General features: G+C 73.3%; 22 protein-coding genes. 13 read left to right on the forward strand and 9 right to left on the reverse strand.

All coding sequences use genetic code 11. The features are described 5' to 3' along the window. The first annotated feature begins 4 nt into the window (after positions 1 to 4). Positions 5 to 592 carry a TetR/AcrR family transcriptional regulator gene (locus tag BLT52_RS01720; protein WP_090590035.1) on the forward strand — a complete coding sequence of 196 codons (588 nt, stop codon included), beginning with the start codon at positions 5 to 7 and terminating at the stop codon, positions 590 to 592. Next, complete coding sequence (locus tag BLT52_RS01725) at positions 589 to 1,773, forward strand: FAD-dependent monooxygenase (protein ID WP_090590038.1); 1,185 nt, start codon at positions 589 to 591, stop codon at positions 1,771 to 1,773. The genes BLT52_RS01720 and BLT52_RS01725 overlap by 4 nt, the downstream gene beginning before the upstream one ends. Before the next feature lie 31 nt (positions 1,774 to 1,804). On the opposite strand, the gene BLT52_RS01730 is transcribed toward BLT52_RS01725, so the two are convergent. Beyond that, positions 1,805 to 2,386 (reverse strand): hypothetical protein, encoded by a 582-nt coding sequence (locus BLT52_RS01730; protein ID WP_090590040.1) that lies wholly within the window; start codon positions 2,384 to 2,386, stop codon positions 1,805 to 1,807. Positions 2,387 to 2,490: 104 nt separating this feature from the next. Here BLT52_RS01730 and BLT52_RS01735 point away from each other — a divergent pair, with 104 nt between their 5' ends. After that, positions 2,491 to 3,189, forward strand: coding sequence for a DUF4396 domain-containing protein (locus BLT52_RS01735; protein WP_231946449.1), 699 nt, complete (start codon positions 2,491 to 2,493; stop codon positions 3,187 to 3,189). A gap of 52 nt (positions 3,190 to 3,241) precedes the next feature. Here BLT52_RS01735 and BLT52_RS01740 read toward each other — a convergent pair whose 3' ends face one another. Both BLT52_RS01740 and aat read right to left on the reverse strand, forming a co-directional pair. Next, entirely contained in the window at positions 3,242 to 4,105 is an 864-nt protein-coding gene (locus tag BLT52_RS01740; RefSeq protein WP_090590041.1) for an Fpg/Nei family DNA glycosylase, read from the reverse strand. A 25-nt stretch (positions 4,106 to 4,130) separates the two neighbouring features. After that, positions 4,131 to 4,787 (reverse strand): leucyl/phenylalanyl-tRNA--protein transferase, encoded by a 657-nt coding sequence (aat, locus tag BLT52_RS01745; RefSeq protein WP_090590044.1) that lies wholly within the window; start codon positions 4,785 to 4,787, stop codon positions 4,131 to 4,133. 128 nt (positions 4,788 to 4,915) lie between these two features. Here aat and BLT52_RS01750 point away from each other — a divergent pair, with 128 nt between their 5' ends. Beyond that, positions 4,916 to 5,590, forward strand: coding sequence for an EcsC family protein (locus tag BLT52_RS01750; RefSeq protein ID WP_090590045.1), 675 nt, complete (start codon positions 4,916 to 4,918; stop codon positions 5,588 to 5,590). A 75-nt stretch (positions 5,591 to 5,665) separates the two neighbouring features. Here BLT52_RS01750 and BLT52_RS01755 read toward each other — a convergent pair whose 3' ends face one another. Both BLT52_RS01755 and tenA read right to left on the reverse strand, forming a co-directional pair. Continuing rightward, complete coding sequence (locus tag BLT52_RS01755) at positions 5,666 to 7,885, reverse strand: NADP-dependent isocitrate dehydrogenase (protein WP_090590048.1); 2,220 nt, start codon at positions 7,883 to 7,885, stop codon at positions 5,666 to 5,668. 369 nt (positions 7,886 to 8,254) lie between these two features. Continuing rightward, complete coding sequence (gene tenA / locus BLT52_RS01760; protein WP_231946450.1) at positions 8,255 to 8,941, reverse strand: thiaminase II; 687 nt, start codon at positions 8,939 to 8,941, stop codon at positions 8,255 to 8,257. A gap of 259 nt (positions 8,942 to 9,200) precedes the next feature. On the opposite strand from tenA, the gene BLT52_RS01765 reads away from it, so the two are divergent. Together BLT52_RS01765 and glsA are read left to right on the forward strand one after the other, a co-directional pair. Further along, positions 9,201 to 10,400, forward strand: a complete 1,200-nt coding sequence (locus BLT52_RS01765) for an endo-1,4-beta-xylanase (protein ID WP_090590052.1) — start codon at positions 9,201 to 9,203, stop codon at positions 10,398 to 10,400. A gap of 21 nt (positions 10,401 to 10,421) precedes the next feature. Then, positions 10,422 to 11,357 (forward strand): glutaminase A, encoded by a 936-nt coding sequence (gene glsA / locus BLT52_RS01770; RefSeq protein ID WP_090590054.1) that lies wholly within the window; start codon positions 10,422 to 10,424, stop codon positions 11,355 to 11,357. A gap of 3 nt (positions 11,358 to 11,360) precedes the next feature. Here glsA and BLT52_RS01775 read toward each other — a convergent pair whose 3' ends face one another. Both BLT52_RS01775 and BLT52_RS01780 read right to left on the reverse strand, forming a co-directional pair. After that, on the reverse strand, positions 11,361 to 12,809 hold the full coding sequence (locus BLT52_RS01775; RefSeq protein WP_090590056.1) for an NAD-dependent succinate-semialdehyde dehydrogenase: 1,449 nt from the start codon (positions 12,807 to 12,809) through the stop codon (positions 11,361 to 11,363). A gap of 92 nt (positions 12,810 to 12,901) precedes the next feature. Continuing rightward, on the reverse strand, positions 12,902 to 14,515 hold the full coding sequence (locus BLT52_RS01780) for an FMN-binding glutamate synthase family protein (RefSeq protein ID WP_090590058.1): 1,614 nt from the start codon (positions 14,513 to 14,515) through the stop codon (positions 12,902 to 12,904). A gap of 212 nt (positions 14,516 to 14,727) precedes the next feature. On the opposite strand from BLT52_RS01780, the gene BLT52_RS01785 reads away from it, so the two are divergent. Next, positions 14,728 to 15,405, forward strand: coding sequence for a hypothetical protein (locus tag BLT52_RS01785; protein WP_157676918.1), 678 nt, complete (start codon positions 14,728 to 14,730; stop codon positions 15,403 to 15,405). Positions 15,406 to 15,475: 70 nt separating this feature from the next. Then, positions 15,476 to 16,432, forward strand: coding sequence for an ATP-grasp domain-containing protein (locus tag BLT52_RS01790; protein ID WP_197679153.1), 957 nt, complete (start codon positions 15,476 to 15,478; stop codon positions 16,430 to 16,432). Here the strand turns inward: BLT52_RS01790 and BLT52_RS01795 are convergent. After that, positions 16,429 to 17,355 carry a LysR family transcriptional regulator ArgP gene (locus BLT52_RS01795; RefSeq protein ID WP_090590064.1) on the reverse strand — a complete coding sequence of 309 codons (927 nt, stop codon included), beginning with the start codon at positions 17,353 to 17,355 and terminating at the stop codon, positions 16,429 to 16,431. The two genes, BLT52_RS01790 and BLT52_RS01795, sit on opposite strands and share 4 nt — an antisense overlap. Positions 17,356 to 17,548: 193 nt before the next feature. Here BLT52_RS01795 and BLT52_RS01800 point away from each other — a divergent pair, with 193 nt between their 5' ends. The 3 genes from BLT52_RS01800 to BLT52_RS01810 all read left to right on the forward strand — a co-directional run bounded on the left by BLT52_RS01800 (position 17,549) and on the right by BLT52_RS01810 (position 20,018). Then, on the forward strand, positions 17,549 to 18,697 hold the full coding sequence (locus tag BLT52_RS01800; protein ID WP_090590065.1) for a zinc-dependent alcohol dehydrogenase: 1,149 nt from the start codon (positions 17,549 to 17,551) through the stop codon (positions 18,695 to 18,697). Between the two features lie 24 nt (positions 18,698 to 18,721). Next, positions 18,722 to 19,315, forward strand: a complete 594-nt coding sequence (locus BLT52_RS01805; RefSeq protein ID WP_090590067.1) for a hypothetical protein — start codon at positions 18,722 to 18,724, stop codon at positions 19,313 to 19,315. Positions 19,316 to 19,412: 97 nt separating this feature from the next. Continuing rightward, a complete protein-coding gene (locus BLT52_RS01810) occupies positions 19,413 to 20,018 on the forward strand; it encodes a LysE/ArgO family amino acid transporter (protein ID WP_090590069.1) in 606 nt (201 codons plus the stop codon). Positions 20,019 to 20,020: 2 nt separating this feature from the next. Here the strand turns inward: BLT52_RS01810 and BLT52_RS01815 are convergent, their stop codons facing one another. Beyond that, positions 20,021 to 21,442 carry an APC family permease gene (locus BLT52_RS01815; protein ID WP_090590071.1) on the reverse strand — a complete coding sequence of 474 codons (1,422 nt, stop codon included), beginning with the start codon at positions 21,440 to 21,442 and terminating at the stop codon, positions 20,021 to 20,023. A gap of 150 nt (positions 21,443 to 21,592) precedes the next feature. Between BLT52_RS01815 and BLT52_RS01820 the strand changes: the two genes are divergently transcribed. Both BLT52_RS01820 and BLT52_RS01825 read left to right on the forward strand, forming a co-directional pair. Continuing rightward, positions 21,593 to 22,357: a DUF5642 family protein gene (locus BLT52_RS01820; protein ID WP_090590073.1), complete on the forward strand. Its 765-nt coding sequence runs from the start codon at positions 21,593 to 21,595 to the stop codon at positions 22,355 to 22,357. Between the two features lie 87 nt (positions 22,358 to 22,444). Next, a complete protein-coding gene (locus tag BLT52_RS01825) occupies positions 22,445 to 24,628 on the forward strand; it encodes a RecQ family ATP-dependent DNA helicase (protein WP_090590075.1) in 2,184 nt (727 codons plus the stop codon). Positions 24,629 to 24,739: the final 111 nt, after the last annotated feature.

Below are 24,739 nucleotides of genomic sequence, written 5' to 3' on the forward strand. Positions count from 1 at the left end.
CGACGTGCAGCAGGAACGAGGACGCAGGACGAGGGCGGCGGTGCTGGAGGCCGCCACCGCGCTCATCGCCGAGGTGGGGTGGGGACGGGTGAGCACCCGCGCGGTGGCCGACCGCGCCGGCGTCCGGGCCGGGGTGGTGCACTACCACTTCCGGTCCCAGCAGGAGCTGCTCGCCGAGGCCGCCACCGGGGCGATCGCGGCGATGGTCCAGGAGTGGCTGGCGCTGCTCCAGGGGTCCGACGGCCCGGAGCAGGCTCTGCACCGCGGAGTCGGCGCACTCGCCGAGCTGTCACCGGACCACCCGATGCACCTGCTCTTCGCCGAGACCTACCTCGCGGCCTCCCGTGACGAGTCGGTGGCCGAGCGGCTGCGGGGTGTGCTGGTGGAGCTGCGCGGCGGGCTGACCCGGTGGCTGGTGGAGCAGGGGGTCGAACCGACCACCGCGACCACCCTGGCACCGCTGCTGGCGGCGGCGCTGGACGGGCTGGCGCTGCACCGGGGGCTGGACCCGGGCCTGCCGCTGGGGGCCCTCCCCCGGCTGCTCGGGCCGGTGCTGGCCCACGCCGACCGGGAGACAGGAGGGGCACGGTGAGGGCGGTCGTCAGCGGCGCCGGCATCGCCGGCCTCTCGCACGCGCTGGCCCTGACCCGGCTGGGCTGGGAGGTCACCGTGGTGGAGGTCGCTCCCGGCCCACGCCGCGGCGGCTACATGATCGACTTCTTCGGCCCCGGCTGGGCGGCGGCCGAGGAGCTGGGCGTGCTGGAGGCGCTGCGCGCCGGCGGTCGGGTCTACCGCTCCGCCCGCTACGTCGACGCCCGGGGACGCCAGACCGGGCAGCTCGGTCTGGACACCTTCCTCCGGACCACCGGCGGGAGGTACTTCTCGATCCTGCGACCCGAGATCGAGGAGGTGCTGCGGGAGGCCCTCCCGCCGGAGGTGGTGCTGCGGCACGGCCGGGTCATCACCCGGATCGACCAGGAGCCGGGTGCCGGGGCCCCGGTCCGGGTCGGGCTCGACGACGGCACGGTGCTGGCGGCGGACCTGGTGCTCGGGGCGGACGGGCTCCACTCGGGGGTGCGCCGGCTGGTCCTCGGTGAGGAGGGGTCGTTCCTCCGCCCGCTCGGCTACCACACCGCCGCCTTCACCTGCACCGCCCCCCACCTGGCCGAACGACTCGGGGAGGACGTCCACCTGACCGACGTGCGCGACGGCCAGGTCGGCGTCTTCGCCGTCGACCTCGGACGCCCGGACGAGCGACCGGGCGGTGCGGGCGTGGTGTCGGCCTTCGTCGTCACCCGCGGCGGGGTGGACCTGCCGTCGGACCCGCAGGCCGCGGTCCGTCGCGAGCTGGTCCGTCACGGACCCGTGGCCGCGGAGCTCGTCGACCGCGTCCCGCCCGACGTCTACCTCGACGTGGTGGCGCAGTCGGTGGTCCCCCGGTGGCGCCGGGGACGGGTCGTGGTGGTGGGTGATGCCGCCCACGCGGTGTCCCTGCTGGCCGGTCAGGGCGCCTCGCTGGCCATCGCCGGGGCGACCGCGCTGGCGGGCCAGCTGGGGGGTGGGCGCGACCTCGACGAGGCACTGACCGCCTACGAGACGTCCTGGCGCTCGGTGGTGGAACCGGTGCAGGCCACCGGACGCCGAGCGGCCTCGGCCTTCGTCCCGCGCACCCGCCGGGACCAGTGGCTGCGCCGGCTGGTGCTGCGGGCGGCCCGGCTGCCGTGGGTGGACCGCCGGCTCACCGCGTCGATCACCGGGGCGGCCACCCACTGACGTCCCGACCGGTACCGGACCACCGGGCGGCTCAGGTGGTGCGGTCCAGGTGCGCGACCACGGCCTCGCCCCGGGGGGACAACCGGTAGCCCACCTCGAGGCTGATGGTCAGCCCCAGCGCCTTGAGCCGCCGGATGTCGGTCTTGAGCCCCCACCGCTCGCGGTCCAGGTGCACGGCCAGCTCGGTGGAGACCACCCCCGGATGCTTCCGGATCCAGCGCAGGGACGGCACCGCCCAGGCGCCCTTGGGACCGGCGTCCATCCGCGTCAGCCGGCGCGCCAGGTCGGCGAGCCCGGCGGCGTCCGGCAGCTGGTCCCGCAGCGCCAGCCGCGGGTCGGGGCCGGCGTGGCTGACCGAGACCCGGTGGATCCGGCCGGGGCGACGGTCGAGCAGGGCGGTCAGCTCCTCGCGGCTGGACAGGCCGGCGGCCGCCAGGTCCTCCTCGGGGATCGAGGTGACGTCGGGGACCTCCTCGACGGCATCGAAGGAGACCACGCCGGCGGAGGTCACCTGGCTCCCGCCGACGCGCACCCTCGGCACCTCCCAGCGACGGAAGAGCACGGTGACGGACCCGTCCGCGATCCCCGCAGCCGTCCGGGCGTTGATGATCACGGCACAGGCCTACCACGAACCGGCGCACGAGACCACGGGCTGCGGAATATACCCCGGGGGGGTATAGTTCCGTCCCGACAGGAACCCAACCGAGCGAGGTAGCCATGAGCCAGCCAGGTCACGACACCCACCAGCACGAGGCCGCGCACGACCACGGCCACCACGCGCACGGCACACCCCACCCGGCGACCCGGTCGATGGCCCTGAGCGCCACCCTGCACTGCCTGACCGGTTGCGCCATCGGTGAGATCGCCGGGCTGATGATCGGCACCGCCCTCGGTCTGGGGACCGGCTGGACGATCGCACTGGCCGTCGGTCTGGCCTTCCTGGCCGGCTACACGCTGTCCACCCTGCCGCTGCTGCGGGCCGGCCTGGGGGTGGGCACGGCGCTCGGCGTCGTCCTCGCCGCCGACACCCTGTCGATCGCCACCATGGAGCTGGTCGACAACACGGTGATGGCCCTCGTCCCGGGGGCGATGGACGCCGGTCTGGTCAACCCCGTCTTCTGGCTCGCGATGACGCTGGCGCTGGGCGTGGCCTTCCTGGCCGCCTACCCGGTGAACCTGGCGCTGCTCCGCCGCGGGAAGGGGCACGCCCTGACCCACGAGCACCACACCAGCACCGCTGCGGTGACCGGGGCCCGCCGCTTCATCCCGGCCCTGTCCACCTCGACCCTGGTGGCGGCCATCGCCGCCTTCATGCTGGCCGGGTTCCTCGTCTCGCTCTACGACAGCCTCGGCGAGCCGCCGGCGACGCACGCGGCCGGGCCGGTCGGCACCCCGCTCCACCCCGGCGGGCGCTGACCCGCCGGCCCGTCGGGGCAGACTCCGGCCGGGTGCCCACTTGAGCGGGTGCTCACTTGAGCAGGCGGGACATCCGGCGGTCGGCGAGCTTCTTGCCCTGGGTCTGGCAGGTGGGGCAGTACTGCAGCGAGCTGTCGGCGAAGCTGACCTCGGCCACGGTGTCTCCGCAGACCGGGCAGACCTCACCCGCCCGGCCGTGGACGGCCATCCCGGAGCGCTTCTGGTCCTTCAGCTCCGAGGCCGGACGTCCCTTCGAGCGCTCGATCGCCTCCCCCAGCTCGCCCTTGACGGCAGCCAGCAGCACGTCGCGCTCGGCGTCGTCGAGGCTCGAGGCCGGCTTGAACGGGCTCATCCGGGCGGCGTGCAGGATCTCGTCGGAGTAGGCGTTGCCGATCCCGGCCAGCACGCGCTGGTCCCGCAGCACGCCCTTGAGCTGGGCGCGGCCGGCCCGCTCCAGCACGGCGTCCAGCTCGGGACGACCGAAGGCGTCCTCCATCGGGTCCGGCCCCAGCGTGGCGATGTGGGGGACGTCCTGCGGCGAGCCGACGACGTAGACGGCCAGCTTGCGCTGGGTGCCGGCCTCGGTCAGGTCGAAGCCGGAGTCGTCGTCCAGCACCACCCGCAGCGCGAGCGGCCCCTTGCCGGGCCGGGCCGGCGCGGGCGGGATGTTCTCCCGCCAGCGCAGCCAGCCCGCGCGGGCCAGGTGGAACACCAGCCAGACGCCGTCGGCGTCCAGGGCGAGGAACTTCCCGAAGCGCTGGACGTCGGTGACCTCGAGCCCCTGCAGCGCCGACAGCGGCGGGTCGAAGGTCTTCAACGCGCTGAAGGCGGCCAGCTCGGCACGGGCGACGACCTTGCCGACGCAGTGCTCGACCAGGTGCCGCCGCAGGGACTCGACCTCGGGCATCTCCGGCATGGCGACATCATCACACGGGGCCCGATCAGGACGGCCAGTCCGGTGCGGGCAGCTCCAGCGCCCGCGCCAGCCACCGCTGGTAGGTGCGGCGGTCGACCCCGACCACGCCGAGGGAGTCCAGGTGCGGGGTGCGCCACTGGACGTCCAGCAGCCGGGGACGCCCGTCGGCGGAGAGCAGCCCGACCAGGCTCATCAGCGCGACCTTGCTGGCGTCCCGGCCGTGCTCGGTGTCGTGGAACATCGACTCCCCGGCGAAGAGACCGCCGACGCCGATGCCGTAGAGCCCGCCGACCATCCGCTCCTCGGCGTCCCAGACCTCCACCGAGTGCGCCACCCCGGCGCGGTGCAGGGAGGTGTAGACCTCGATGATCCGGTCGTCGATCCAGCCGAAGTCGCGGGCCGGGTCGGCGCAGCGGTGGATCACGGCGTCGAAGTCGGCGTCGACCGTGGTGCGGTAGCGCTTGGCGCTCTGGCGCATGGAGCGGGTCACCCGCAGCCCGGTCAGCGGCAGCACGCCCCGCTCCATCGGGGCGAACCAGCCGACCACCCCGTCCTCCAGCGGCATCGGGAACACCCCGCGGACGTAGGCCTCGAGCACCAGCGCCTCGTCCAGCTGGGAGGACACCCCGATCAGGTCCTGCCTCGGCCAGACCTCGGCGTCCCCGAAGGCGGAGAGCTCCATGCCGCCCATCCTGCCCGATCCGCCGGCACCGGGGAGCCGCGCGGGACCAGGGGCTGCTCAGGGTCGCCACCGTGGGTGCGGGGACCGGCGGCTGCGTAGGCTGGACCCGCCCGAGCAGAGGAGAACACATGGGAGTCGGCGACTTCGCCCGCAACCTGGTCCCAGCCGCCCGCAACGCCCCCCAGGCGGCCGGTGGCGCGATGCGGGTGCTGCTCGAGCTCGGCATCGACGGCTTCGCCCAGCTGCCCGGCGCCAAGGCCGTCGCGGTCAAGCAGCTGCAGAAGCACGGATCGGTCGACGCGGCCATCGACGCGCTGGTGCTCAACCACGTGGCGCTGTCCTCGGCCCAGGGCTTCATGTCCAACGTGGGCGGGGTGCTGGCCAGCATCGTCTCCATCCCCGGCAACCTGGCCGGGTTGTCGGTGCTGCAGATCCGCATGGTCGGGGCGATCGCGCACCTGCGCGGCTACGACATCGACGACCCGCGGGTCCGCACCGGGATGATGATGTGCCTGCTGGGCGGTGACCAGGTCGTCCGCCTGATCGAGAAGGGGCTGCTGCCCTCCACCCCGATGGCCGTGGCCACCGCCCCCGTCTTCGACCCCGACCTGGACCGCCGCGTGGCCGAGCGGGTCGTCCGCGAGATGGCCGCCCGGGTGGGCGGCACCAACGGCGCGCTGCTGCTGACCAAGCGGATCCCGCTGGTCGGCGGTGGCGTCGGTGCCGTGGTCGACGCCGCCACCACGCGCCAGGTCGGCGTCTTCGCCGGCAAGGAGCTCCGCCGGCGCCGCAGCCTCACCTGAGCCCCACCCGCACCCGGGACCACGACGGGCCGCCCTGCAGCTGCAGGGCGGCCCGTCGTCGCGTGGTGCCGGGGTTCAGCGCAGGCTGTCGATCACCTGGTTGAAGGTGGCCGACGGACGCATCACCTGGGTGGCCTTCGCGTCGTCGGGACGGAAGTAGCCGCCGATGTCGGCCGGGGAGCCCTGGGCGTCCAGCAGCTCCTGGCTGATGGTCTGCTCGTTCTCGGCCAGCGCCTGGGCCACCGCGGCGAACCTGCTGGCCAGCTCCGGGTCCTCGCTCTGGCCGGCCAACCCCTGGGCCCAGTAGAGGGCCAGGTAGAAGTGGCTGCCCCGGTTGTCGATCTGGCCCAGCCGGCGGGCGGGCGAGCGGCCCTCGGTGAGGACCTTCTCCGTGGCCCGGTCCAGCGTCTCGGCCAGCACGGCAGCGCGGGCGTTGTCGTCCTTGCGGGCCAGGTGGCGCAGGCTCTCGGCCAGGGCCAGGAACTCACCCAGGCTGTCCCAGCGCAGGTAGTTCTCCTTCTGCAGCTGCTGGACGTGCTTGGGGGCCGAGCCGCCGGCGCCGGTCTCGAAGAGGCCGCCGCCGTTCATCAGCGGGACCACCGACAGCATCTTGGCGCTGGTGCCGACCTCGAGGATCGGGAACAGGTCGGTGTTGTAGTCGCGGAGCACGTTGCCGGTGACGGAGATGGTGTCCTCGCCGCGGCGGATCCGCTCGACCGAGAACGTGGTGGCCTCGTCCGGGCTCATGATCTCGATCTGCAGCCCGTCGGTGTCGTGCTCGCCGAGGTACTCCTGGACCTTGCTGATCAGGTTGGCGTCGTGGGCCCGCTCGCGGTCCAGCCAGAAGACCGCGGGGGCCCCGGTGATGCGGGCGCGCTCGACGGCCAGCTTGACCCAGTCGCGGATGGCGGCGTCCTTGGTCTGGCAGGCGCGCCAGATGTCACCGGCCTGCACCTGGTGCTCCAGCAGCACCGCACCGGAGGAGTCGACGACCTGCACGGTGCCGGCCCCGGCCAGCTCGAAGGTCTTGTCGTGGCTGCCGTACTCCTCGGCCTTCTGCGCCATCAGACCGACGTTGGGCACCGAGCCCATGGTCGTCGGGTCGTAGGCGCCGTTGGTCCGGCAGTCGTCGATCACGGCCTGGTAGATGCCGGCGTAGGAGTGGTCGGGGATGACGGCCAGGGTGTCGGACTCCTCGCCCTGCGGGCCCCACAGCTTGCCGCCGTTGCGGATCATCGCCGGCATCGAGGCGTCGATGATGACGTCGCTGGGGACGTGCAGGTTGGTGATGCCGCGGTCGGAGTTGACCATCGACAGCCGCGGCGCCTCGGCCAGACGGGCCTCGAAGGCGGAGCGGACCTCGTCGCGGACGTCGGCGGGGAGGGCGTCCAGACCGCTGAGGATGCCCGCGAGGCCGTTGTCGGCGGTGAGCCCGGCCGCGGCCAGCTGCTCGCCGTACCGGGCGAAGACGTCGGCGAAGAACACCTCGACGGCGTGGCCGAAGATGATCGGGTCCGAGACCTTCATCATCGTGGCCTTGAGGTGCAGGGAGAACAGCACGTCCGCGTCGGCCGCGCGCTGCACCTGCTCGTCGAGGAAGGTGCGCAGGGCCGCGACGTCCATGAAGGTGGCGTCGACGACCTCACCGGCCAGCACCGGGATCGACTCCTTCAGCACGGTGGTGCCGCCGTCGGCGCCGACCAGCTGGATCGTGAGGGTGTCGTCGGCCTCGAGCACGACGGAGGTCTCGTTGGAGGCGAAGTCGCCGGTGGACATGGTGGCCACCTCGGTCTTCGAGTCCGGGGACCAGGCACCCATCGAGTGCGGGAAGGAACGCGCGTAGCCCTTGACGGCGGCGGGGGCGCGGCGGTCGGAGTTCCCCTCGCGCAGCACCGGGTTGACCGCGCTGCCCTTGACCTTGTCGTAGCGGGCGCGGGCGTCGCGCTCCTCGTCGGTGGTCGGGTTCTCGGGGTAGTCCGGCAGGTCGAAGCCCTGGGACTGCAGCTCGGCGACGGCGGCCTTCAGCTGCGGCACCGAGGCGGAGATGTTGGGCAGCTTGATGATGTTGGCCTCGGGCGTGGTGGCCAGCTGGCCCAGCTCGGCCAGTGCGTCGGGCAGCTGCTGCTCGGGCGTCAGACGGTCCCCGAACTGGCTGATGATGCGCCCGGCCAGGGAGATGTCGCGCGTCTCGACGTCCACGCCGGCCGCGGAGGTGAAGGCCTCGATGATCGGCTTGAGGGAGTACGTCGCCAGCAGCGGCGCCTCGTCGGTCTTGGTGTAGATGATCTTCGCCATGACTGGCTCACTTGCCTCTCGTGCGGTGGACGGCTCGACTGCGAGCGTATCGAACCGCCCGGACGAGCCGGGTGCTGGCGGGAGGCGGGGCCGGGTCAGGAGTGCGGGTTGTGCGACTCCGCCTCGATGATCGTGGGGAGGATGGCCATGGCGGCCACGACGAGGATGCCGAGGACCGCCCCGACGGTGAGGAGGATCTGTGTGATGTCCATGGCTCCATCCAACGCCGGGACGGCCGCGCGCACATCGGTGCAAGGTCTGGTTCCGACCCCTACCACGGTCCCTACGGTCCCCCGAGGAGGGCGACCGTGGCACCAGGGACGCCCCTGACCGGCCGACCACCGGTCATGGACCGCCGGACACGCGTGGTCAGACCGGCCAGGCGTACTGCCGCCAGGCGGCGTCCCAGAACATCCACTCGTAGCGGGTCGTGACCGCGAAGTGCTCCCGGCACCGCGCCTGCTCCGTGGCCGAGACGTCGAGGGCGTCGGTGACGGTGAGCACCTGGTCGACGACGGCGTCGAACTCCGGTGAGCCGTAGGTCGCGATCCACCGGGCGTACAGCGGGTCGGGCGAGGAGCGCTCCACCAGCGTGCGCCCGACCTCGCGGTAGACCCAGTAGCAGGGCAGCACCGCCGCGACCCCCTCGGCCCAGGAGCCGGTGGCGCAGACCGAGGTCAGGTAGGAGGTGTAGGCCAGCGTCGTCGGCGCCACCCCGGCGTCCTCCACGTCGGCCTCGGTGATGCCGAGCTCCCCCAGCAGCGACGCGTGCAGCTCGCGCTCGACGTCGACGGCGTTCGCGGCGTGCAGGGCGAAGGTGCGGACCGCGTCCTCCACGGGGGACCGGCCGGCGACCAGGGCCAGGCAGCGGGAGTAGGCCCGCAGGTAGTGGCTGTCCTGGACGACGAAGTAGCGGAAGGCCTCGCGGGGCAGGGTCCCGTCGGCCAGGCCGAGCAGGAACGGGTGGGTCAGGATCTGCCGGTAGGTCGGCTCGCCCTCGCGCCACAGGCGCTGGGAGAACGAGGTGTCGGGCTCTGCGGCGGTGTCGGTGCTCACGACCCGCAGTCTGCCGGAGTGCCACCGATCCGGACGCCGCGACCGCCTGACGCAGGACCCGCATTCGTGAGTACGGCTCGCAACTTTCGGCACCCCTTCGCCTACTACGCTCATCGTGCTCGACTCTTGACCGGCCGACCGGTGCTGCTTACGCTCCGTCTCACCAGACAGTTTCGGCCGTCGTTCGAAAGTGTCGCCACCTGCACGACTCGATGGGGAGTCCACGCACGCGGGCCCCCGACCACCCTCGGGAGATCTCATGCACCTGTCCCACCTCCGTCCCCTCCGCCGGCTCGTCGGCTCCGCCATGGCCCTGGGCCTCCTGGCCACCGCCGTGGTGGGCACCACCGCCGCACCCGCCGAGGCCCGCCCCGCCGCCGAGAAGGCCAGCCGGCTGGACACGCTGCGCGACTGGGCGCCACGCAAGGTCGAGATCGGCAGCGCCGTGGCCGGCGGTGGTCACCACACCACCGCCGACTACCCCGAGCCCTTCCCCAACGACCCCACCTACCGCGCCGTGCTGGCCGAGCAGTTCAGCTCGCTCACCCCGGAGAACCAGATGAAGTGGAACTACATCCACCCCGAGCCCGACCGCTACGACTTCGCCCAGGCGGACGCCATCGTCGCCTTCGCCGAGGAGAACCAGCAGGTCGTGCGGGGGCACACCCTGTTCTGGCACAGCCAGAACCCCGGGTGGCTGGAGGAGGGCGACCACAGCCCCGAGGAGCTCCGCGCCATCCTCAAGGACCACGTGGACACCGTGGTCGGTCGCTACGCCGGACGCATCCAGCAGTGGGACGTGGCCAACGAGATCTTCGACGACAGCGGCGCCCTGCGCACCGAGGACAACATCTGGATCCGAGAGCTCGGTCCCGGCATCGTCGCCGACGTCTTCCGCTGGACCCACGCCGCCGACCCGGAGGCCCGGCTGTTCCTCAACGACTACAACGTCGAGGGCCCCAACGCCAAGGCCGACGCCTACTACGCGCTGGTCCAGGAGCTGCTCGCCGACGGCGTCCCGGTGCACGGCTTCGGCGTCCAGGCCCACCTGGGGCTGCAGTACGGCTTCGACGGCCGGATGCAGGCCAACCTGCAGCGTTTCGACGACCTGGGGCTGGCCACCGCGGTGACCGAGCTCGACGTCCGTGGCCCCGTGGGCGCGGACGGCCAGCTCAGCCCCGAGCTGCGCCAGCGCCAGGCCGACTGGTACTCCCAGGCGCTCGAGGCCTGCCTCGGTGTCGACGGCTGCCGGTCCTTCACCGTGTGGGGTGTGCTCGACCAGCACTCCTGGGTACCGGGCACCTTCCCCGGTCAGGGCGACGCGCTGATCATGGAGGACGACTACGAGCGCAAGCCCTCCTACTGCGCCCTGCAGGAGACGCTGGCTGAGAGCACCCGCCCCGGTGAGCGCCGGTGGGAGCGGGTGTCGCCGCACCTCGCCTGCGCCGACCTCGACTGACCCGGCTGGTTGACTGGCCGGATGACCGCTGCCGCCGACCCCGTCCTCGACTACGACCTGGCGGGCCTGCACGCCCGGCTGGTGCAGCAGCGCGGCGGTGAGGTCGACGACAGCATCCCCGAGCTCGCCTCGGCCGACCCCGACGTCGTGGGTCTGGCCGTGGTGACCCCCGGGGGCCGCGTCGTCGAGGCCGGGGACAGCGACGTCGTGTTCTCGCTGCAGTCGGCGGTCAAGCCCTTCGTCTACGCCCTGGCGCTGACCGACGACCGCGACCGGGTCGCCGAGGCGGTGGGCAGCGAACCCACCGGCGAGGCCTTCGACGCCATCCACCTCGAGAGCGGGACGGGCCGCCCGGCCAACCCGCTGGTCAACGCGGGTGCGCTGCTGACCGCGACCCTGGTCACCGGGGACGACCGCGCGGCCAAGTCGGCACGGGTGCTGGCCGGGCTGTCGGCCTTCGCCGGCACCGAGCTGGCCCACGACACCACCGTCAGCCGCTCCGAGCAGCTGCTGGGGGACCGCAACCACGCGCTGGGCCACCTGATGCGCTCCGAGGGCCAGCTGACCATGGACGTCGACGAGGCCGTCGGCGTCTACGCCGACGCCTGCGCCGTGCAGGTCAGCACCGTCTCGCTCGCGGTGATGGGCGCCACCCTGGCCCTCGGCGGCCGCAACCCGGTGACCGGTCGGCGGGTGGTCAGCGAGCAGGTGGCCCGCGACACGATGTCGGTGATGGCCACCTGCGGCATGTACGACGGCTCGGGCCGGTGGCTGCAGCGCGTCGGCTTCCCGGCCAAGTCGGGGGTCTCGGGCAGCCTGGTCGCGGCCGTCCCCCGTCGGCTGGGGCTCGGCGTGTACAGCCCGCCGATCGACCCGACCGGCAACAGCGTGCGCGGGGTGCTGGCCTGCGAGGCGCTCAGCGACGACCTCGGCCTGCACGTGCTGCAGCCCGCCTAGAGGTCAGAGCGGGCTCAGCGTGTAGCGCAGCGACTGGTACTCCGCGATGCCCTCGCTGCCACCCTCGCGGCCGAGCCCGGACTGCTTGACCCCGCCGAAAGGGGCGGCCGCGTTGGAGAGCACCCCGAGGTTGACCGCCGCCATCCCCACCTCCAGCCGGTCCACCACCCGCCGGGCCCGGGTGAGGTCGGAGGTGCAGACGTAGGAGGCGAGCCCGAACTCGGTGTCGTCGGCCAGGGCGACCGCCTCGTCCTCGGTGTCGAAGACGGTGATGGCCAGCACCGGGCCGAACACCTCCTCCGAGCAGATCCGGGCGTCGGCGGGGACGTCGGTGAGCAGCGCCGGCTCCAGGAAGTGGCCGGGGCCGTCCAGGGCCCGGCCGCCCCGCACCAGGGTGGCGCCGCGCCGGACGGCGTCCTGCACCAGCTCGACGCACTTGGCCACGGCGCCGTCGCTGACCAGCGGCCCGATGGTGACCCCCTCGTCGGTGCCCCTCCCGACCACCAGGTCGTCCACGGCCGCCGTGAGCCGCTCCACCAGCCGGTCGGCGATCCCCCGCTGGACCAGGAAGCGGTTGGCCGCGGTGCAGGCCTGGCCGACGTTGCGGAACTTGGCCTGCATCGCGGCGGTCACGGCGGTGTCGAGGTCGGCGTCGTCGAAGACCAGGAACGGTGCGTTGCCGCCCAGCTCCATCGAGGTCCGCAGCACGTTCGCGGCGGCCTGGCCGAGCAGCGTGCGCCCGACGGGTGTGGAGCCGGTGAAGCTGACCTTGCGGAGCCGCCGGTCGGCCATCAGGGGCTCGGTGACCGCGGCGGCGTCGGTGGTGGTCAGCACGTTCACCACCCCCGCCGGCAGACCGGCCTGCTCCAGCACCCGGACCGCGGCCAGCGTGGTCAGCGGGGTGAGCGTCGCCGGCTTGAGCACCACCGTGCAGCCGGCGGCCAGGGCCGGACCGAGCTTGCGGGTGGCCATGGCCAGCGGGAAGTTCCAGGGCGTGATCAGCAGGCACGGCCCCACCGGGTGGGGTCGCACCACCATCTCGGCACCCCCCTCGGGACGCACGCCGTGCCGCCCACCGACCCGCACCGCCTCCTCGCTGAACCAGCGCAGGAACTCCGCGCCGTAGGTCACCTCACCGAGGGACTCCGCCAGCGGCTTCCCCATCTCCAGGGTCATCAGCCGGGCGAAGTCGTCGGCGCGCGCGGTGATGGCGTCGAAGGCGGCGCGGAGGACGTCGGAGCGCTCCCGTGGTGCGGTGGCGGCCCAGTCCTGCTGGGCGGCGGCGGCCGCGTCGAGGGCGGCGACGGCGTCCTCGGCGGTGGCGTCGGCGACGGTGGCCAGCACCGCGCCGTCGGCGGGGTCGGTGACGTCGACGGTGCGTCCGCCGGTGGCGGGTCGCCAGCTCCCCCCGATGAACAGGTCGGTGGGGACGTCGAACGGGAGTGCGGTCATCTCTCCTCCTCCGGGCGGTGCGGGGCGCGACCTCACGCCGCGGTCCTCCGATCCTCGCACCGGGCGGCCGGGAGCCCTCGTGGCCCCCGGGTTCAGTCGCCGAGACCGGTGCGCTGGCTGTCCACCGGCTCCGAGCCCTGGGCCCGGTGCTCGGGCTCCTCGCCGAGGCGGGTCATCAACCGGACGATCTCGGCGCGGTCGGCCGCCGAGGGCAGCCCCCACCCGGGTCGGTAACCGGCGCTCCGGGTGAGGCTGGTGCTGCTGAGCGGGCCGTCCATCAGCTCGATCAGGTCGGTGGTGATCAGACCCGGGTGCGCGACCCCGCAGGCGTGGGAGACCTTGAGCAGGTCCCGGCGCAGGGTGCGGACGTAGTTGGCCAGCCGCACCGACTTGAGCTCGGGGTCCAGACCGCGCTGCAGCCAGCGGCTCTGGGTGGCCACCCCGGTGGGACAGGTGTCGGTGTGGCACTTCTGGGCCTGGATGCAGCCGACGGCCAGCATCGCCTCACGGCCCACGTTGACCATGTCCGCCCCGAGGGCGAAGGCGACCAGGGCGTTGTCGGGCAGCCCCAGCTTGCCGGCGCCGATGAAGGTGACGCGCTCGGCCAGACCGGCCTCGGTGAAGACCGCCTGCACCCGTGCGAACCCGGCGCGGAAGGGCAGGGCCACCGAGTCGCTGAAGATCAGCGGGGCCGCACCCGTGCCGCCCTCGCCGCCGTCGACGGTGACGAAGTCGACCCCGCGCTGCCCGTCGGCCATCAGCTCCACCAGCCGGTGCCAGAACGACATCTCCCCCACCGCGGACTTCACGCCCACGGGCAGCCCGGTCCGCGCGGCCATCTCCTCGACCACGTCGAGCATCTGGTCGACGTCGCCGAAGGCGCTGTGCCGTGACGGGCTGACGCAGTCCTGACCGAGCGGGATGCCGCGGATGGCGGCGATCTCAGGGGTGACCTTGGCCGCGGGGAGGACGCCGCCCAGCCCGGGCTTGGCACCCTGGCTCAGCTTGATCTCGATCGCGCGGACCGGAGCGCTCTCCACCACACGGGTGAGGGCGTCCAGGTCGAGGCGGCCGTCGGCGTCGCGGCAGCCGAAGTAGCCGGTGCCGATCTGCAGCACCAGACCCCCGCCCTGGCGGTGGTGCTCGGACAGGCCGCCCTCGCCGGTGTTGTGCAGGCTCCCGGCCAGCGCGGCGCCGGCGTTCATCGCCCGCACGGCGGCCCCCGACAGCGACCCGAAGCTCATCGCGGAGATGTTGACCACCGACTCCGGCCGGAAGGCGTGCCGCCGCCCGCGCGGCCCGCCGAGCACCTTGGCCGAGGGCAGCGGGGCCCGGTCGTCCTCGTGGTGCGCGGTGACCGGCACCGGGTCGGGGAAGGTGCGGTGCAGGATGACCGGCCAGCCGGTGCCGTGCTCGACGTCGTTGTCGGTGCCGAATCCGAAGTAGTTGTTCTCCAGCTTGGCCGAGCTGTAGACCCAGCGCCGCTGGTCGCGGCTGAAGGGCCGCTCCTCGTCGTTGCCGGCCACGATGTACTGGCGCAGCTCCGGGCCGATCTTCTCCAGCAGGTAGCGGGCCCGGCCGAGCACCGGGAAGTTGCGCAGCACCGCGTGACGTCGCTGGACGAGGTCGTGCACGGCCACCCCGGCCAGGGCGGCGGCCGGGAGGGCCGCGGCCAGCCGGGCCCTGCGGCGGGACGTCGACGTCATGCTCGCAGTCTCGCACCGCGGTCCCGTCCCGGCGCAGGAGACTGCGGGCCCGTGACGGAGACCTTCGCACCGGACGCCGTCCGGCCCACCCCACTGGCGGCCGGGGCCCGGCCCACCACGGGTCCGGCGTGGCGAGGAGGTCGCGTGGCGCCCGCCGCTGGTGGACCGCCGCGGGTCTAGCGTGGCAGCACCACGGCCCGACAGGAGCGATGATGAGCGCCACACCAGGTCCGCACGCCCAGGGTGACCCGGCACGACCGGGCGCCGACCCGTCGGGTCAGGGGGCACCGGGGCAGTACCCGTGGAACCAGGCCGCGCCCGGCCCCTCCCCGTCCGGACCCGCCGCCCCGGGTCCGTACCCTCCGGGTCAGCCGGGGCCCACCGGCACCAGGCCGGCCAGGCCGGCCACGGTCCGCTTCGCCGTCCTCCTGATGTGGGTCGGTGCCGCCCTCAGCGTGGTCAGCCTGCTGACCGCCCTGGCCGTGATGGGCCAGATGCGGGACATGGTGGCCGACCAGCTGGCCAGGCAGGGGGTGGAGGCCACCCCGGAGATGGTGCAGGCCTCCGTCACCATCGGTCTGGTCGTCGCCGCGCTGAGCGGTCTGGTGGGGACGGCGCTGTGGATCCTCAACGCGGTCTTCTGCGGGCGCGGTGCGGGCTGGTCGCGGATCCTCGCCACCGTGCTGGCCGGGATCTTCCTCCTCAACGCCCTGTACAGCCTGAGCCAGCCCTCCCCGGTGCTGAGCAAGGTGGTCCTCGTGCTCACCATGGCGGTCGCCCTGGGTGCCGTCGTGCTGCTGTGGCTCAAGCCGTCCAGCGACTGGTTCCGCGCCGTCCGCGGCCCAGCGGCCGCCCCGGTCGGCTACGGGCCACCGCCCGGCCGGGCCTGACCGAGCCGGCGGCGCCGCGCGTCCTCCCGGCGGTGGAATACCGGCACCGGGCCGGCACCTTGTCCTATCCGTGAGCGCACCCATGGTCTACGCCCTGCACGAGAACCCCGAGTGGTGGCCCCCGTTCGCCGACGCCTTCGCCGCCGAGGGCGTCCCGGTGACGGAGTGGGTGCTGACCCAGGGAGTCCTCGACCTGGACCAGGCACCACCGGACGGCGTCTTCTGGTCCCGGATGAGCGCCTCCTCCCACACCCGGGGCCACGGGTTGTCCAAGGACCACACCCGGGCGGTGCTCTCCTGGCTGGAGGCGCACGGGCGCCGCACCGTCAACGGCCGCCGGGTGCTGGAGCTGGAGATGAGCAAGGTCGACCAGCTCACCGCGCTCCGCGCCGCGGGGATCGACACCCCGCGCACGGTGGCCGCGGTCGGGCGCGAGCAGGTGCTGGCCGCCGCTCGCTCGGTCCCCGGGCCCTTCGTGACCAAGCACAACCAGGGCGGCAAGGGGCTCGGGGTGCGCCGCTTCGAGGACGTCGAGGAGCTCGCCGAGCACCTGGCCGGGCCGGAGTCGGAGGAGCCCGTCGACGGCATCACCCTGGTCCAGGAGTTTGTGCAGGCCGCGGAGCCGCGGATCACCCGGGTGGAGCTGGTGGCCGGTGAGCTGGTCTACGCCATCGACGCCGACACCGCCCACGGCGGCTTCCAGCTGTGCCCGGCCGACGCCTGCGCGATCGACCCGGCCACCGGACGCCCGCTGCTGCCACCCGGGGCCACCCTGGCCCCCGAGCCGGACCAGCAGCTCTTCACCCTCCGCGAGGACGTCGACCCCGCGCTGGTGGCCCGCTACCAGGCCTTCGCCCGCCGGACCGGGCTGGAGGTCTGCGGCATCGAGTTCATCGAGGCCGCCGACGGACGCGTGCTCACCTACGACGTGAACACCAACACCAACTACAACGCCGCCGTCGAGGCCGTGGCCCCGCGCTCCGGTCCCCGCACGCTGGCCCGCTACCTCGGCTCGCTGACCGCCTAGGGACCAGGCCGGGCCGACGCGACTGGGTCCGGCGGGCGGAGGACCTCGGCCGCCCGGGCCACGACGGCCGTCGTCAGGGCGGTCGTGGTCGCGGACTCGAGCCGCCAGTGCTGCCAGGAGAGGGCGACGTCCACGTGTCCCCGTCCGGGCCACAGCGCGACCAGCTCACCGGCGTCCAGGGCCTGGGTGATGGTCGGCTCGGGCAGCATCCCCCAGCCGATGCCCAGCCGCACCGCCCGGTCGAAGTCCCACGAGGAGGGGACGCTGGTCGCCGGCGGGGGCGCGCCGTCCCAGCCGAGGGCGCTCAGCATCGTGTGCTGCAGGGTGTCCCGGCGGTCGAAGACCAGCACCGGGGCACGCCCGAGGTCGACCGCCGTCCCGCTCCCCCAGCGCTCGACCCACCCGGGGGCCGCGACGGCCTGGTAGCGCAGCGAGCCGAGGGGCACCGTGCGGCAGCCCTGGATGGGTCGCGGCTCGGAGGTGACGGCCCCGATCACCCGGCCCTGGCGGAGGAGTTCCGCGGAGTGCCGCTCGTCGTCGCGGAGCAGCTCCAGCACCACGTGCTGGGTCGTCTGCACGTCGGCCACCACCGGCAGGAACCAGGTCGCCAGCGAGTCGGCGTTGACCGCGACCGCCAGCTGCGTCGGCGGCGCGGACGGGTCTGAGCCGGCGTGCAGCTCGGTCAGCGCCTCGGCCTGGAGCAGCTCGATCTGCGCGGCCAGCCGGAGCAGGACCTCACCACCCTCGGTCGGCTGGACGGGCCGGCTGCGCCGCACCAGCACCTGGCCCACCCGGTTCTCCAGGGCCCTGAGCCGCTGGCTCACCGCCGACGGCGTCAGGTGCAGCTCCTGGGCGGCCGCGTCGAGGCTGCCCAGCCGCAGCACGACGGCCAGGGTGGAGAGGGCGGCGGGATCCAGGTGCATCTCCGCAGCCTAGGAGGGAGCGGGGCTCCCGGTGGCGCTGCGGAGCCGGGCACGCGGGTGGAGGACGCCCGACCCCGTGACACGGCTTTCGCCCGCGGGGCGACGTCGTCGCGGACCGACGGGGTGCGCTCCGCCGGTCGGGGTACAGCCGTCGTGGAGGGCGCTGTCGGAGCGACCAGGTCAGGAGGACCGGATGAAGGCGATGACGTACCGAGGCCCGTACCGGGTGCGCGTGGAGGAGAAGGACGTGCCGCGCATCGAGCACCCCAACGACGCGATCATCCGGATGACCATGGCCTCGATCTGCGGCTCCGACCTGCACCTGTACCACGGGATGATGCCGGACACCCGGATCGGTCACACCTTCGGCCACGAGTTCATCGGCGTCGTCGAGGAGGTCGGTCCGTCGGTGCAGCGGCTGCAGCGCGGGGACCGGGTGATGGTGCCGTTCAACATCTACTGCGGTTCCTGCTGGTTCTGCGCCCGCGGCCTCTACTCCAACTGCCACAACGTCAACCCCAACGCGACCGCGGTCGGCGGCATCTACGGCTACTCCCACACCACCGGTGGCTACGACGGCGGCCAGGCCGAGTTCGTCCGGGTGCCCTTCGCCGACGTCGGGCCCTCGGTGATCCCGGAGTGGCTGGACGACGAGGACGCCCTGATGCTCACCGACGCCTGCTCGACCGGCTACTTCGGGGCCCAGCTCGGCGACATCGTCGAGGGTGACACCGTGCTGGTGCTGGGCGCCGGTCCGGTCGGGCTGTACGCCGCGAAGTCGGCCTGGTTCATGGGTGCCGGTCGGGTGATCGTGATCGACCACCTGGACTACCGGCTGGAGCGGGCGCGCACCTTCGCCCACGCCGAGACCTACAACTTCGCCGAGCACGACGACATCGTCGTGCACATGAAGAAGATCACCGACCACCTCGGTGCCGACGTGGCGATCGACTGCGTCGGGGCGGAGGCCGACGGCAACCTCACCCAGCACCTGCTGGCGGCCAAGTTCACCCTGCAGGGCGGCTCGCCGACCGCGCTGAACTGGGCGATCGACTCCGTCCGCAAGGGCGGCACGGTCTCGGTGATGGGCGCCTACGGTCCCATCTTCAGCGCGGTGAAGTTCGGGGACGCGCTCAACAAGGGCCTCACGCTGCGGATGAACCAGGCACCGGTGAAGCGGCAGTGGCCCCGGCTGCTCGAGCACATCCGCAACGGTCACCTCAAGCCCAGCGAGCTGATCACCCACCGCATCCCGCTGGAGCACATCGCCGAGGGCTACCACATGTTCTCGGCCAAGCTCGACGACTGCGTGAAGATCGCCGTCGTCCCCGACCAGGCCTGACGGCCGAGACGACAGGAGCCTCCCGTGGCCTACACCGCCCACCGCCCCCACCCCAACCCCTCCGCCGACGAGCTGCGCGCCCGGATCCCCGGCTGGGGCGTCGACCTCGACCCGGCCGACCGGCCCTCCACACCCAAGCTGCGCTTCGACCCCGCCGCCAGCGGGGCCCACTGGGACCTCCCCGACCGCCAGCCCGAGGAGCACCCGCGCGAGCACTCGATCGAGCACGCGGGGGTGACGCCGGTGTTCGGCACCGCCCAGCCGCTGCACGGGGTGTCGGGTGCCATCCGGCGCTACTCCTACCGGCGGTTCAGCGAGGCGCGGGCGGCGCACTGGCTGCTGCTGATCGCCGCCGACCGGGTGGACTTCGTCGGGTCCCGGTTCACGGGCCTGCTGCAGGGACGCCCGGACGACCCGGTCAGCGAGACCGGCATCCTGGCCGAGGCGAGGTACCACGGCCTCCGCTCGCGCACCGGCGACAACCGTCGACGGGTCGACACCGCGCACACCTGGATCGACCCCCTCGTCGTCGGGGCACCGTGGATCGGCGGGGCCGCGCTCGCGCTGGTGGGCAGCGCGGTCGTCCGCCGGGCCGCGAAGGGGCTTCGTCGCCGCTGACGGTTCGGCCCGGTCAGGGAGGCAGATGAAGCTCGGCTTCAGCAACTGCAGATAGTTTCGCTGGACTGCATCACGGTGGCGACCTAGCGTCGGGGTCGTGGATCTCTCCGTGGTGCTGACCGGCTTCGTCAGCGGTGCCGCCCTCATCGTCGCCATCGGTGCGCAGAACGCCTTCGTCCTCCGGCAGGGGCTGCGGCGCGAGCACGTGGCTCCCGTCGTGCTGCTGTGCGTGCTGGCGGACGTGGTGCTGATGAGCGCCGGAGCGGCCGGGCTGGGCCTGCTGGTCGAGCGGTTGCCATGGCTGGAGACGGCAGCCCGGTGGGGCGGTGGGCTCTTCCTGATCGGCTACGCGGTGCTGGCCATCCGTCGGGCCGTCCGGCCGCCCGCGGCGCTGGAGGCACGGGAGCGGGGAGCCGGGTCGCTGACCACGGCGCTGCTGACCGCCGCCGCGCTGACCTTCCTCAACCCGCACGTCTACCTCGACACCGTGGTGCTGCTCGGCGCCCTGGCCAACGGTCACGGCGAGGACCGCTGGCAGTTCGTGCTGGGCTCGGCCAGTGCCAGCGTGGTCTGGTTCTCCGCGCTCGGCTTCGGCGCCTACCGGCTGGCCGGCGTGCTGGGGCGACCGGCCACCTGGCGGGTCGTCGACGCGGTCATCGGCGCCATGATGCTGGTGCTCGGCCTGGTGCTGCTGCTCGGCTGAGCTCAGCGGTGCGGGGTGCGCGGGTCGATCTGCTTGGAGCCGATGTCGGCCTTCTGGTGCAGCACGTACTTGTTCACCAGGAGCGTGATGACACCCAGCGCGACCCCGATCAGCATCAGCCAGCCGGCCACCTCGTAGTCCGCGGAGGCCCGGCCCGACAGCGGGCTCGCCAGGTAGGCGCAGAGGATGGCGCCGATCACCGGCACCACGGCGGGGGTGTGGAAGTGCTGGTGCTCGACCCGGTCCCGTCGCAGCACCAGCACGGTGATGTTCACGACGGTGAACACGCACAGCAGGATGAGCGACGTGGTGCCGCCGAGGGCGGTGAGGTCGGCCAGCGCGATCAGCGCGAAGGCGAGCAGGGTGGTGAACACGATGGCCACCGCGGGGGTGCGCCGGCCGGGGAGCACCATGCCCAGGGGCCGCGGCAGCACGTTCTCCCGGGCCATCCCGTAGAGCAGCCGGCTGGCCATCAGCATGTTGATCAGGGCCGAGTTCGCCACCGCGAACATGGAGATCCAGGCGAAGACCGCGATCGGGAACCCGGGCGCGCCGGCCTCGACCACCTTGAGCAGCGGGGTGGTCCCCTCCCCGAGCTCCTCGGGCGAGACCAGCGCCACCGAGGAGATGGCCACCAGCACGTAGATCACGCCGGTGACCAGCAGGCCGATGATCATGTAGCGGGGGAAGATCTTGCTCGGGTTCTTGGTCTCCTCGGCCATGTTCACCGAGTCCTCGAAGCCCACCATGGCGAAGAAGGCCAGCGCCGTGGCGGCGGTCACCGCCCCGAAGGCGGTGTCCCCCTCGGGGACGTTGAACTCCGTCAGCCGCCCCGTCTCGCCGACCCCGCGGGCCAGCGCCCAGGCCCCGACGCCGATGACGATCAGCAGCCCGCTCAGCTCGATGCAGGTGAGCACCACGTTGGCCTTGACGCTCTCCCCCACGCCGCGGAGGTTCACCAGCGCCACCGCGGTCATGAAGCCGAGCGCGGCGATCAGCAGCACCCAGCCGGTCGGCTCGTCCACGCCGACCGCGGCGAACAGGTTGCCGGCGAAGGCCTTGGCGGCGCTGGAGGCCGAGGTCAGGCCCGAGCACATCACCGCGAAGGTCACCAGGAAGGTGAGGAAGTGGATCCTGAACGCGCGGTGGGTGTAGATCGCCGCGCCGCCGGCCCGTGGGTACTTCGTCACCAGCTCCAGGTAGCTGAAGGCGGTGAGGAAGGCCACCACGAAGGCGCACAGGAAGGGCAGCCACACCGCGCCGCCCACCTGGGCGGCCACCTTGCCGGTCAGGGAGTACACGCCGGTGCCGAGGATGTCCCCGACGATGAACAGCAGCAGGAGACCGGGCCCGATCACGCGCTTGAGCTCGGTGGGTTGCTCACCGGAGACGGACGTCGTCTCCTCGTGGACGTTCCTCGTCATGGCGACCTCCTCGGGGTCAGTCGACAGTCGACCACAGCCGGCCCCCGCTGACCAGGTATCGGGACCGAGTCGTGACCTGACGCGCCTGGGTTCTGGCCCCGTCAGCGCCTAGCCTCGCCAGGAAACCACCCGGACCGAGGAGACAAACCGATGCGCCGCCTCACCCTGCTGCTGCCCGCCGCCGTGCTGGCCCTGACCCTGACCGCCTGCGGTGGCAGCACCAGCCCGGAACCGGCGGACGGGGGCGCTCCCACCTCGGGTGCGCCGGACACCTCCACCGCACCGGACAGCTCCGCCGCGCCGGAGACCTCGAGCGCCCCCGAGGGCGACGCGGGCGCACCGACCGGGGAGGCCGCCGACCTGGTGCTGTCCGGGGCGGTCGGCGGGCTCACCTTCGAGCCCAGCACCGAGCCCGTCAGCGGGGGGCCCGACCTGAGCCAGCTCGGTGACCAGATCACGATCGAGCCCGAGGAGTGCAAGAGCGCCCTCACCCCCGAGGTCCTCGCCCAGGGCGAGGAGGACCTCGAGAGCGGTCGGTCGGCCCTGTCCGTGGCCACCGGGGAGTCCGAGATCGTGGTCGCCCTGGTCAGCGAGACCGTCGGCGGTGTGGAGGAGGCCCGGGAGCGGCTGGACACCTGCGGCGAGCTGACCATGGACGTCGGCATGGGCGAACCCCTCCAGGTGACGATCACCGAGACCGACGTGCCCGAGGCCGAGGGCGCCACCGACACCCTGGGCCTGGTCGTGAGCACCGCCCTGCCGGGCCAGACCGTCACGAGCACGCAGTACATGGCCACGGTCCGCGAGCGCCAGGTGGTGCTCAACGGCAGCAGCATCCCCGGCGGGGACGGCTCGACGGACTCGCTGGACGCCGCCTACACCGCCCAGGTCGAGAAGATCGTCGCCGCCAGCTGATCCACAGGGCCGCACCGGCCCCGAGCACCATCCACAGGGGCGGGCCGTCGGAGGGTCGCTGTCGGTGGTGGAGGACATACTCAGGACGTGACCGCCACCGACACCGCCCTCCCCGCCACCGACGGGCTCCGCTCCGAGGCCCTCGAGCTGCTCCGCGCCCTCACCTCGGCGCCCACGGCCGACTTCCACGACGGGCAGTACGAGGCGGTCGAGGCCCTGGTGGCCGGGCACCGTCGCGCCCTGGTGGTCCAGCGCACCGGCTGGGGCAAGTCCGCGGTGTACTTCGTGGCGAGCATGCTGCTGCGGGCCCGGGGCAGCGGACCGACCATCATCGTGTCCCCGCTGCTGGCGCTGATGCGCGACCAGGTCTCGGCGGCCGAACGCGCCGGGGTGCGGGCCGTGGCGATCAACTCCGCCAACCAGACCGAGTGGGTGGACGTGGAGGAGCAGCTCCGCGCGGACACCGTCGACGTCCTGCTGATCTCCCCGGAGCGGCTCACCAACCCGCGCTTCCGCGAGACGGTGCTGCCCACGCTGCTGGAGCGGCTGGGGCTGCTGGTGGTCGACGAGGCCCACTGCATCTCCGACTGGGGCCACGACTTCCGCCCCGACTACCGCCGGATCGCCGGGGTCATCGCGACCCTGCCGGCCGGGACCCCGGTGCTGGCCACCACCGCCACGGCCAACGAGCGCGTCATCGCCGACGTGGCCGAGCAGCTGGGCGCCGGCGTGGACGACGTGGCCGAGGGCTCGCAGGGTGGCGTCTTCACCCTGCGGGGCCCGCTGGCCCGGAACTCCCTCCGGCTCGGGGTGCTGCGGCTGCAGAGCGCCAAGCAGCGGCTCGGCTGGCTGCTCACCCACCTGGAGGCACTGCCGGGCAGCGGCATCGTCTACACCCTCACCGTCTCCGCCGCCGAGGACACCGCCCGGCTGCTGTCCGAGGCCGGGCACGTGGTCCGCGCCTACACCGGGCGCACGGACGCCGCCGAGCGCGAGCAGGCCGAGGGCGAGCTCAAGCGCAACGAGATCAAGGCCATGGTGGCCACCAGCGCGCTCGGGATGGGCTTCGACAAGCCCGACCTGGGTTTCGTGGTGCACCTGGGGGCACCGTCCTCGCCGGTGGCCTACTACCAGCAGGTCGGACGCGCCGGGCGGGCCACCGAGCGCGCCGACGTGCTGCTGCTCCCCGGTCCGGAGGACCCAGACATCTGGCGCCACTTCGCCACCGCCTCGATGCCGAGCAGGGCCAAGGCCGACGCGGTGCTGGGGGCGCTGGAGGCCGCCGGCGGTCCGCTGTCGGTGCCGGCGCTGGAGGCCCGGGTCGACCTGCGCCGCACCCCGCTGGAGCTGCTGCTCAAGGTGCTCTCGGTCGACGGAGCGGTGGCCAACGTCAAGGGCGGCTGGATCAGCACCGGCCAGGGCTGGCACTACGACGAGGAGCGGTACTCCCGCATCGCCGCCGCCCGTGAGGCCGAGCAGCAGGCGATGGTGGAGTACGAGCGCACCGAGGGCTGCCGGATGAAGTTCCTGGTCGCCCAGCTCGACGACCCCGACCCCGCCAGCTGCGGGCGCTGCGACAGCTGCCTCCGCGCCGCCGGTCAGGAGGTCTGGTACCCGACCGACGTCCCCACCGACTGGGTCGAGAAGGCCGAGTCCGGGCTCTCCCAGGTCGGGGTGGCGCTGGAGCCCCGGGCGCAGTGGCCGTCGGGGCTGTCCCGCCTGGGGGTGGAGCTGTCGGGCAAGATCCCGCGCGAGGAGCAGCCCGAGCGGGGACGCGCGGTCGCCCGCCTCACCGACCTCGGCTGGGGCCAGGCGCTGCGCGAGCTGTTCCGCACCGACGAGACCGGCCGGGCGGTAGACGCCGAGGTGCCGGCCGCGCTGGCCCGGGCCTGCGTCGAGGTGCTGCGCGAGTGGGACTGGGCGGAGCGACCGGTCGCCGTGGTCGCCGTCCCCTCGGCCTCCCGGCCGCGGCTGGTGGCCTCGCTGGCCGAGGGACTGGCCACCCTGGGCCGGCTGGAGGACCTCGGGTCCCTGGAGCTGGTGGGCGAGGGCGGAGGGCGCGGCGGCAACAGCGCCTACCGCGCCGCCGACGTGCTGCACCGCTTCGCGGTCGGCCCCGAGCTGGCTGGACGGCTGGCGGCCACCCGGGGGCCGGTGCTGCTGGTGGACGACCTGTGCGACTCCCGCTGGACCCTCACGGCCTGCGCCCGGCTGCTGCGCCAGCACGGGGCCCCGGCGGTGCTGCCCTTCGCCCTCGCCCAGACCGGCTGACCGTCTCGGTCGCGGGAGCCTGGTCCCGCGACGGCCGGGCCGGCGCGAGGGGTCAGGCCGGTCAGGGCGCGTCGAGTCGTGCCGGGGAGGGCGGTGGGCCAGGGGCCGCCC

This window comes from Auraticoccus monumenti, assembly GCF_900101785.1.
GTDB lineage: Bacteria > Actinomycetota > Actinomycetes > Propionibacteriales > Propionibacteriaceae > Auraticoccus > Auraticoccus monumenti.